The 10,042-nt window shown below is 32.4% G+C and carries 7 protein-coding genes; 6 read left to right on the plus strand and 1 reads right to left on the minus strand.

Features of this window, described 5'->3' with window-relative positions; all coding sequences use genetic code 11:
• Positions 1–26: 26 nt before the first annotated feature.
• A complete protein-coding gene (locus CHRY9293_RS14015; RefSeq protein ID WP_122547456.1) occupies positions 27–542 on the minus strand; it encodes a DUF4920 domain-containing protein in 516 nt (171 codons plus the stop codon).
• 150 nt (positions 543–692) lie between these two features.
• Between CHRY9293_RS14015 and CHRY9293_RS14020 the strand changes: the two genes are divergently transcribed.
• The 6 genes from CHRY9293_RS14020 to CHRY9293_RS14045 all read left to right on the plus strand — a co-directional run bounded on the left by CHRY9293_RS14020 (position 693) and on the right by CHRY9293_RS14045 (position 9,797).
• Positions 693–2,105 carry an APC family permease gene (locus tag CHRY9293_RS14020; RefSeq protein ID WP_162033549.1) on the plus strand — a complete coding sequence of 471 codons (1,413 nt, stop codon included), beginning with the start codon at positions 693–695 and terminating at the stop codon, positions 2,103–2,105.
• A gap of 179 nt (positions 2,106–2,284) precedes the next feature.
• Positions 2,285–2,725 carry a GPW/gp25 family protein gene (locus tag CHRY9293_RS14025; protein ID WP_162033550.1) on the plus strand — a complete coding sequence of 147 codons (441 nt, stop codon included), beginning with the start codon at positions 2,285–2,287 and terminating at the stop codon, positions 2,723–2,725.
• A gap of 16 nt (positions 2,726–2,741) precedes the next feature.
• Positions 2,742–4,625 (plus strand): type VI secretion system baseplate subunit TssF, encoded by a 1,884-nt coding sequence (locus tag CHRY9293_RS14030; protein WP_162033551.1) that lies wholly within the window; start codon positions 2,742–2,744, stop codon positions 4,623–4,625.
• 140 nt (positions 4,626–4,765) lie between these two features.
• The gene (gene uvrA, locus CHRY9293_RS14035) at positions 4,766–7,594 is read left to right on the plus strand and encodes an excinuclease ABC subunit UvrA (protein ID WP_162033552.1); all 2,829 of its coding nucleotides are present in this window, start codon (positions 4,766–4,768) and stop codon (positions 7,592–7,594) included.
• Between the two features lie 337 nt (positions 7,595–7,931).
• Positions 7,932–8,768: a hypothetical protein gene (locus tag CHRY9293_RS14040; RefSeq protein ID WP_162033553.1), complete on the plus strand. Its 837-nt coding sequence runs from the start codon at positions 7,932–7,934 to the stop codon at positions 8,766–8,768.
• A 276-nt stretch (positions 8,769–9,044) separates the two neighbouring features.
• Positions 9,045–9,797, plus strand: coding sequence for a hypothetical protein (locus tag CHRY9293_RS14045; protein WP_162033554.1), 753 nt, complete (start codon positions 9,045–9,047; stop codon positions 9,795–9,797).
• Positions 9,798–10,042 lie beyond the last annotated feature (245 nt).

The raw sequence follows: 10,042 nt of genomic DNA on the forward strand, positions 1-10,042 counted from the left end.
GTATTTTTCTATAATTTTATCATGTATTAATTCACTACCTGTATACCATTGGCAACAAATCGTATTTCTTCTTTAGGTTGATTAATAGCATCAATTTCGGATTGAGGTTTTTTAGCGTCTTCGGCATAATGTTTTTGTTCATCAATCGAGATGATTTTTCTTTCAGCGCTTCCATCTAATACTACGTTTTTACCTTTTAAAGCAGTAGGAACAAAGAACGCATAATCCTTCATTTTTACAAAAAATTGAGAATTATCCTCTGTTTGAATGGTCAGCCAACAACCTTTTTTCTCACAAACATCAGTTACTTTTCCTTTGATGGCTACATTTTCAATTTTTTTGTTTTCTTTTTTAAGTTTCTTATTGAGCTTATCTACACTAATGGCATCGGATAGAGATTTGTTAGCAATACCTGCTCCATAGGTATCGCCTATTAATGCATTTCCTTCTGGAGGAGATACTTTTTTATTAGATGTTTCCTGGGCAAAAGCTAGTGACGATACACTTACACTTAACGCAAATAATATGATTCTAAATTTCATTTATTAATCTTTTTCTCAAAAATACTAATAAAATTTGAATCAAAATGTGTAAAAAATTAAGAAGAAACATATTTTCTCTTAAAGTTTACTCAATATTTAAAAACAAGCACATATTTATTTATATTTGATATAAATACTAGACATTTGATTATGCAAAAAAAACTAAAACTTTGGGACGCCATCATGCTCGTAATGGGCTCAATGATTGGTAGTGGAATATTTATTGTAAGTTCAGATATGATGAGAAATCTGGGCTCCGGATTTTGGCTTATCGTTGTTTGGGTTATTACAGGAATAATGACTGTGGCGGCTGCAATAAGTTATGGGGAACTTTCTGCATTATTTCCTAAAGCAGGAGGTCAGTATACTTATATAAAAGAAATTTTCGGTAAAAAAATGGGTTTTTTGTATGGCTGGGGTTTATTCACTATTATCCAAACAGGAACAATCGCAGCAGTTGCAATGGCTTTTGGTAAATTTACAGCATATTTAATCCCGGCATTAAATGATGCGGCTCCTATTTTTCAAAGCGGAGAGTTTAAAATCACTTGGATGCAGGTTCTTGCTATTCTTATTATCCTTTTGCTTACTTACATTAATACAAGAGGGGTACAAAGTGGAAAATTACTGCAAAATATTTTCACAGGCTCTAAAATTATTGCTTTATTAGGCTTAATTGCTGCTGGTTTTATTTTTGTAGATATCTCTCATTTATCCGAAAACTTTAGCTTTGGGTTTGATTCTTTTAATAATCTTAAAAAAGATGGTCTTGGAAATTTCCTTAAAGAAGGTTGGGAACCTATTGGAGGAATGACTCTTATGGGAGGAATTGCAGCGGCAATGGTCGGCTCTTTATTTAGTTCGGTGGCCTGGGAAAGTGTAACTTTTGTATCGGGAGAAATTGAAAATCCAAAGAAAAATGTGGTTAAATCAATGATTTATGGAACATCTGCTGTAATGATTCTTTATATAGCTGTTAATTATGTATACCTAAATGCATTAGATAGAAATTCTATCGCCTTTGCTGAAAATGATAGAGTAGCGGTAGCAGCTTCTCATTACATTTTCGGAAGTATAGGAACAAGCATTATTGCTTTATTGGTAATGGTTTCTACTTTTGGTTGTAATAATGGGTTAATTCTAGCCGGGGCAAGGGTTTTCCAAACCATGGCAAAAGATGGAATGTTCTTTAAGCAAGCAGAAAAAAATAATAAAAACGAAGTTCCTGCCAATGCTTTGTGGATGCAAGGGGTATGGGCATCACTTTTATGTTTAAGTGGTCAATATGGTAATTTGCTAGATATGATTTCTTTTGTAATTGTTCTATTTTATATGATTACAGTATTTGGTGTTATCTACCTAAGGGTTAAACAACCTCACTTAGAAAGGTCTTATAAAGCTTGGATGTATCCTATAACTCCTATAATTTATTTAATATTAGGAGCTGGTTTTTGTATTTTACTGTTGATTTATAAACAACAATATACTTGGCCGGGTTTTGTAATGGTCTTGTTAGGACTACCTGTTTATTACTTTATCAATAAGAATAAAAATACTGAATAATAATTTTAATTTTTAAATAATTAAATTTAGAATATTATTTTTTTAGAACTTAAATAGCGGCTTCAAAAGAAGTCGTTATTTTTTTATATCCAAATTTTTATTCCCTGAAAAAATGTTTAATTTGCTTTCTTTTTCACTAAGTGGAGATAGATTATGAATATGAAGTAAATAAAGTTTATATGGACATACCCAATTACAGAATGCCTTTTATTCCATCCGCATTAATGTCCGAAGGAAGTAGTATTGATACTTGTGACATAGGAGAAAGTATTGCACACAATATTATGTTGCTAATTACTACTAAAAAAGGTGAAAATAGATCTGATGAAAATTACGGAAACGATGTTTGGAATCTTGAATTTGATAATGGAGTTACAAGTGCCGCTTGGGAAAGTACCTTTATTTCTAGTTTAGAAAAACAGATACAAGAATATGAGCCTAGAATTGTTCAAGCAGAAATTGATGCACACGTTCAAATTGTAGAACACAGTTATGATACTAAAGAACATACGGAAATCAAAAAAAAAGTAAAGATTGCTATTAATGCTAAAATGGAATCTACAGGAGAACGTTTCAGCTTTACTACTGAAATATTCTTAAGCCCAATGTCTATTGATTAATACTTTTAACACACTTATGAACCTAAACCAAAATATTTATTCTAAAGAATCAATAAAGGCAAGAATGCTTCAAAATGCAACCAAAATATGGGGATTAAAAAGTCCCCAATCTTTGGATCCTTTTGTCAAGCTATTAATTGATGCATTCAGTACAGAAATGTTTAAGGCGAATAATGAAATCGAAACGGTGAATGCCCGAATTTTAGAAAAGTTAGCTAAGCTTTTAACGCCTTCTACCTATACATATCCTTTTCCCGCCCATGGGATTGCCTTTACACAACCTTACGAATCATTTGAAATTGTATTGGAACATACAGAATTTTTCTTTAGAAAACATATAATATCCACTATAAAATCAGAATCTGATACACAAATTAATATACCTTTTACACCTGTAGGGAATATTAAAATAAATAAACTTCAAACAGGTCTTATGATTGTGGGAAATACATGCTATAGTATTGATGAAAAATTAAATAAAATTCCCATATCAAGGTTTCAGGTAAAACCGGAGGATTACAGAAAAATTACACTAGGAATTGATACAACGAAATATATAAATGAGAATTTTCCAGATTCTATAAGCCTATACTGCTTCAACCCAGCTTTTGAACATTTGGATTTTGTATATAAACTTTTGCCTTATCTTAAAGTTACAAGTGATGGAAAACCTTTATCAGTAAGAGAAGGATTGACTTATCTAAAGAATAATGAGTGGCAAGGTTATGAACAAATATTTCATGAACAATCTATACAAACAAAAATTATAGAAGAGATAAAAGGTATTTATTGTGATAAATTCATAGAGATTACAGGTATTGCTGAAGGTTTAATTACCGAAGAAGGAAAACTTCCTCATAACCTTACATTTCTTGAAGATCGAGTAGAGATTACAAAATGTATTGAAGAAAAAAAATATCTATGGCTGACTTTAGAGTTTCCTCCTCAGTTTTCAGCGGAAATGTTAGATAACTTTTTATTTGTGCTGAACGCTTTTCCAGTGTATAATAGAGGCTGGAAAAAAACAGAGTATAGTTTGGATATTATGGGAAATAATATCCCCTTAATAACAGACAATGCCGAACATTTCTTATATGTAGAGGAAGTACAAGATGGTGAAGGCAGGAAATATACCGAAATTCCTTTTACTCCTACAGATAATCTTAAAAAAGGATTATATACTGTAAGAAAAGGAGCAATGGAGCGATTTACCAATAGAAATGCCGTTGATATGATTGCAAATGTGCTAGAGCTGACTAGGGATGAAGTTGCAGCGTTCTCTCTTTTAAATAGAGATAATGTGAGGGGAGTTCTAAGTGAATTATCCGATAAAATGAAAGCAATAGCACAAAAGGTTGCTAATGTCCAGAAAAATAGTAGACAGGAAATTAATTATGTGATTATGGAGCCCATTGAAAAAACGGACCATACTTTTGCCTCATATTGGGTTACTCATTGCACTCTTGCCAATCATATGCGTGCCGGAACGGAACTGTCTAATCAATTGAACTCACAAACAATTAATTTATTAACAGAAACCATTGGAGGAACTGAAGAGCAAAAAGGAACAGATGCTGTGCTAGCTTATCGATATGCTATGACAACAAGAGATAAAATTATTTCTCTTGAAGATGTAAAAAACTACTGTAGAATGGTTCTAAAGGATGAACTTAAGGAAATACATGTGAAAAGAGGAACAATGATTAGCCATAAGCCAAAGGAAGGTTTTGTAAGGACTGTCGAGGTGGAAATTATTCCTAAGAACTATTCATTCTATGGAAAAGTGTATTGGGAAAATAGGGCCAATATTCTTAAAAAGCAAATCATTTCAAAAGCAATCGATGGTATTGAATATCGTGTTAAAATCCTAAATGAAGAGATAGACTTGCTAAAAAATTAAATATTAGAAATTTTATAAGATTAATAGTTTACTATTAACATTGAAATAAGTAACAATTCATACTATTTTTTAGCGCATAAAATTCCATAAAATTCCGTAATTTTGCACATCGTGATTTTCAGGTATAATCACACTGAATTATGAGCAAATCAACAGAATATATAGAAGTGTACGGTGCTCGCGAGCATAATCTTAAGAATATTAATGTAAAAATTCCACGGAATGAATTAGTCGTTATTACAGGACTTTCGGGAAGCGGAAAATCATCATTGGCATTTGATACCATTTTTGCTGAAGGTCAGCGTCGTTATATCGAAACGTTTTCTGCCTATGCACGGCAGTTTCTAGGTGGTTTGGAACGTCCGGATGTGGATAAAATTGAAGGTCTTTCTCCTGTAATTGCTATTGAGCAAAAAACAACCAATAAAAACCCGCGTTCGACTGTAGGAACGGTGACCGAATTATATGATTTTTTACGCCTCTTGTATGCGAGAGTTTCGGACGCTTATTCTTTGACCACTGGAAAAAAATTAGTAAGCTATACTGAAGAACAGATCCTTGAAACGATTAAAGAAAATTATAAAGGTGAAAAGATCATGTTGTTGGCCCCGGTTGTACGTTCTAGAAAAGGACACTATCATGAGCTTTTCGTTCAAATGGCTAAAAAAGGATATGGACAGGCTAGAATTGATGGAGAACTACAAGATATTGAGTATGATTTAAAACTTGATCGCTATAAAACCCATGATATTGATATTGTAATTGATCGTTGGATTATTGGAGAAAGCGCTTCTGAGGGGAGAATGGAAAAATCTTTGCGTACAGCAATGGAGATGGGAGAAGGGATTATTGGAATTCAGAAATTAGCACGCACAGATATTGAGTATTTTTCAAAGAATTTGATGGATGCAGAAACAGGCCATTCATTAGCTTTACCTGAACCTAATACCTTTTCATTCAATTCACCCAAAGGAAGTTGCCATGGTTGTAAAGGATTAGGAACTATTAAGAAAATTAATACCGATTACTTCGTCGAAAACCCTAAACTATCAATTAATCAAGGGGGATTATTGCCTTTGGAGGACATAAAGTCTAATAAATGGGTGATTTCTCAAATTAAAAGTATTCTTGAAATCTTTGGTTTAGGATTGACAACTCCTTTTCAGGATATTCCGGAGGAGGCTTTAGATTATATTTATAACGGTTGTCATAAAGATTTTAATAAGGACTTAAAGTATGCGGGAATTACCAAAAAAATTAAAATAAATTTTGATGGTTTGATTTCTTTTATGGAAGAAATTATTGACGAAAGAGAGTCATATGAAGCTATTTTACTAGAGAGACATTTTACTACAGAAGAAATATGTCCTGAATGCAAAGGAACACGCCTTCAAGCATCTAGTTTAAGCTTTAAAATAGATGGAAAAAATATTGCTGAAATCAATGGATTGAGTTTAGTAGATTTGAAAGAATGGCTACAGCATGTTAGAGATAAATTTTCCGAAAAAAATAAAATTATTGCTCATGAAATTTTAAAAGAAATTGAGACCCGGCTTCAGTTTTTATTAGATGTAGGATTAGATTATTTAAGCTTGAGTAGAAGCTCAAAAACCCTTTCGGGAGGTGAGTCTCAAAGAATCCGGTTGGCAACACAAATTGGATCCCAATTGGTTAATGTTTTGTACATATTAGATGAACCAAGTATTGGATTACATCAGAGGGACAATGAAAGATTGATTCATTCATTAAAACATCTTCGGGATATTGGGAATTCTGTATTGGTAGTAGAGCATGATAAAGATATGATTCTGGAAGCGGACGAAGTACTTGACATCGGCCCAAGAGCAGGAAAATTTGGAGGGGAGATTTTATGGCAGGGAAAGCCTAAGGATTTATTGAAAGCAGATACTATTACAGCGCAATATATTAATGGGAAAAGAAAAATTGAAGTTCCCGCAGAAAGAAGAGCAGGCAATGGTAAAAATATAATTTTGAAAGGAGCGACCGGAAACAATCTTAAAAATGTAACATTGAATATTCCTTTAGGAAAATTAGTTGTTGTTTCTGGGATTTCTGGGAGTGGGAAATCATCTCTAATTAATGGAACTTTATATCCCATTCTTAACAAGCATTTTTATAGAGCTGTTCAGGAGCCTTTGCCCTACAAAAAAATAGAAGGTCTTGAAAATATTGATAAAATAGTAGATGTAGATCAAACACCAATTGGTAGAACCCCTCGTTCAAATCCTGCTACTTATACAGGGATGTTTACGGATATTAGAAACCTTTTTGCCGAATTGCCGGAAAGTAAAATAAGAGGCTATAAACCGGGGAGGTTTTCTTTCAATGTCAAAGGAGGTCGATGTGAAACTTGCCAGGGTGGTGGTTTGAAAGTTATTGAAATGAATTTCTTACCCGACGTATACGTTCATTGCGAAACTTGCAATGGAAAGCGTTTTAATAGAGAAACATTAGAAGTCCGTTATAAAGGAAAGTCTATTTCAGATGTATTGGATATGACGATTGATGAGGCCGTTGAATTTTTCCAACCCATTCCTAAGATTTTTGCGAAAGTAAAAACATTACAAGATGTTGGTTTAGGGTATATTACTTTAGGTCAACAATCTACGACTCTTTCGGGAGGCGAAGCTCAACGTATTAAATTAGCGACTGAATTAGCAAAAAGACAAACGGGAAATACGTTATATATTCTTGATGAACCCACAACGGGTTTACATTTTGAGGACGTTAAAATTTTGATGGAGGCTATTAATCAATTGGTGGAGCTAGGGAATTCGTTTATTATTATTGAACATAATATGGATGTAATAAAATTAGCAGATCATATTATCGATGTGGGGCCAGAAGGAGGAAAGCATGGAGGACAGATTGTAGCGCAAGGTACCCCCGAAGAAATTGTAAAATCCAAGAAAAGTTTGACAGGAAAGTTCTTGAAAAGAGAACTATAAAAACATAATTGATTAAACATTTACACTTTATACCGGCTTTTAAGTCGGTACTTTTATTTAATAAGCTCATATCTGTTAAATATCATGTTTTTAAAGGAAAGTATTTTTTCTCAGGAAAAAAGTGATATATATTAATCAATAATGTTTTTGTTATTAAATAAATTTATTTTTTTAATAAATCTAGTTTTTATCATATAGCGACATGAATAAAATAGAGAAAACTTTAATAAATCTATATTTATATACCTTTGCATAGTACAAATTTCCATAGGTTGTATGAGGATTAGATTACCTAATTCTTATTTCATTAATGCTAATTTTTAAAATCTAAAATAATATGAAAAAGAACATTCTATTGTTCGGTCTTTTTGTCGTTTCGACTGCGATTTCTTGTAATGCTAATTCTGATTCAGAAATACTCAATGAATCGACTCATTCTTCTATGAATAGAGCGGCATCGGTAGATAATTCATCAGATCTGATTTATAATAATCCTAATCCAATTTCCTTAAATTTTACAGCTGCTTCAAAGAAGGCTTTGAATGTACCCATTGATGAGCTTACTTCTTTACAAGAAGTACAGATTTTATATTTTAGAGATAGAGAAATAGGATTTAATGCCATATTACCTGTCGCAGCAAACTATAAAGCAGGGTTTACACCTGCCAGAGGTATTGTGTTAGGAAAAGCGTATTATTTTCCTTATAAAACAAATCCTAATCCTAACAACTTTTTGGCTACTGTAGGAAATGTAGAAGTAAAGTTGTTACCTACAGATAATGATCCTCAATATGTCCTTACGGGAGAAATGAACGGATGCTCTCTTATAGTAACGAAATCATCTAATGAAAGTAATTTTAGAGTTTGGCATTTTCCAAGTCCGGATAGTTATAAAACGGCCTATAATGAATTTAAAAAGAAGTTTAAAGGACAAATTTTTGGAGAAATAAAATACGCAGACTATGGAGGAGATGTATCGAAAGGAGAAATAGATGGGGTTAATTATCTCTACTATAATAGTAGTATAAACAAATGGGAACTTACATGCATTCCAACCAAGAGAATTATAGAAACAAACCCTCAAAAATTAGCACTATGGATGGGAAACTGGGCCGGAAAATCGAATGTACCTAGATTTAAAAGAATTCTAAATTTTTTACAACCCATAGAATAGTATCAGAACTTTAAATGTAGATATTTCAGTCCAGACATATAAGTCTGGATTTTATTTTTAAATTAATTTCTTAATTTATTGTAAAATATTAAATATTTTTCATATATTAGTGAAATATTTTTCGGTCAAAAGAATTAAAAGTTTCTATTCTAAATCTTCAATAAGCGTCTGAATGTTTGTGCCAACAAAATAGAAATTAGTTTTTTGAAACTTCACACATCTAAAAAGACCATTAAAATAATTTAATTTTTGTAACAAACATTTAAACTACAAACTATGAATAGATTTGAAGACGCATATCTTATGGATAAAAATAAGAATGTAAAAAATGATCAAGATTTAATTTGGGATAACCCAAATCCAATTTCTTTGAACTTTAAAGTTGCTTCTGAGAAAGCATTAGCAACACCAATTATGAGTCTTACCTCTTTAGAGGAGGTCCAAATTTTATATTTTAGAGATCTCCCATTTAATGCGATATTGCCGGTAGCTAAATTTAAGCGCGGCTTTACTCCTGCTAAAGGCATTCATTTGGGAAAGGCGTATTACTTTCCATATCTCACCAATCCTGATCCTTCTAACTTTTGGGGAACTGTTGGAAATGTGGAGGTAAAGATATCTCCATCATCGAATGATCCTCAATATGTTCTTACTGGAGAAATGAATGGGTGTGCTTTGATAGTAACGAAGCCTGAGGGTGATGATGCTACTTTTAGAGTTTGGCATTTCCCAAGTCCAGGTAGTTATAGAATTGCATATGAAGAGTTTAAGAAGAAGTTTAAAGGTCAGATTTATGGGGAAATAAAATATTCGGATTATGGAGGAGATGAACTGAAAGGAGAAATAGATGCTGTTAATTACTTATACTATAATCCTCATACGGGGCTATGGGAACTTTCGTGTATTCCAATCCGTAGAATTATAGAAAGAGATCCTGCAAAATTGGCATTATGGAATGGAAACTGGATTGGTACGTCTGAGGTCCCTAGGTTTAAAAAGGATCTTAACTTTTTTCATCCCATAGAATAATTCTATAATAAATTTTGATATTGATTGTAAGCCAAACGTAAAGTTTGGCTTTTTTTATTTCTAATATTAAATTTTTAAATATTTTTAATTGATATGAATTTGATAATCAGGATTTTAATGGATCAGGCGCAAAAGTTGGGGGCTATGCAAAAAGTTTGGATAATCTGAATAAGAAAAAGGTTCTGTCTTTTACCCCTCTTAGTTGCAATCTAAAGTTTTTGATTTTCGCATTAAAAGACTCTGCT

The sequence above is a fragment of the Chryseobacterium potabilaquae genome (assembly GCF_902728265.1).
GTDB classification, from domain to species: domain Bacteria; phylum Bacteroidota; class Bacteroidia; order Flavobacteriales; family Weeksellaceae; genus Chryseobacterium; species Chryseobacterium potabilaquae.

Coding starts and splice junctions, on each gene's coding strand:
- CHRY9293_RS14015 (WP_122547456.1), bottom strand. CDS start 542: ATGAAATTTAGAATCATATTATTTGCGTTAAGTGTAAGTGTATCGTCA.
- CHRY9293_RS14020 (WP_162033549.1), top strand. CDS start 693: ATGCAAAAAAAACTAAAACTTTGGGACGCCATCATGCTCGTAATGGGC.
- CHRY9293_RS14025 (WP_162033550.1), top strand. CDS start 2,285: ATGGACATACCCAATTACAGAATGCCTTTTATTCCATCCGCATTAATG.
- CHRY9293_RS14030 (WP_162033551.1), top strand. CDS start 2,742: ATGAACCTAAACCAAAATATTTATTCTAAAGAATCAATAAAGGCAAGA.
- uvrA (WP_162033552.1), top strand. CDS start 4,766: ATGAGCAAATCAACAGAATATATAGAAGTGTACGGTGCTCGCGAGCAT.
- CHRY9293_RS14040 (WP_162033553.1), top strand. CDS start 7,932: ATGAAAAAGAACATTCTATTGTTCGGTCTTTTTGTCGTTTCGACTGCG.
- CHRY9293_RS14045 (WP_162033554.1), top strand. CDS start 9,045: ATGAATAGATTTGAAGACGCATATCTTATGGATAAAAATAAGAATGTA.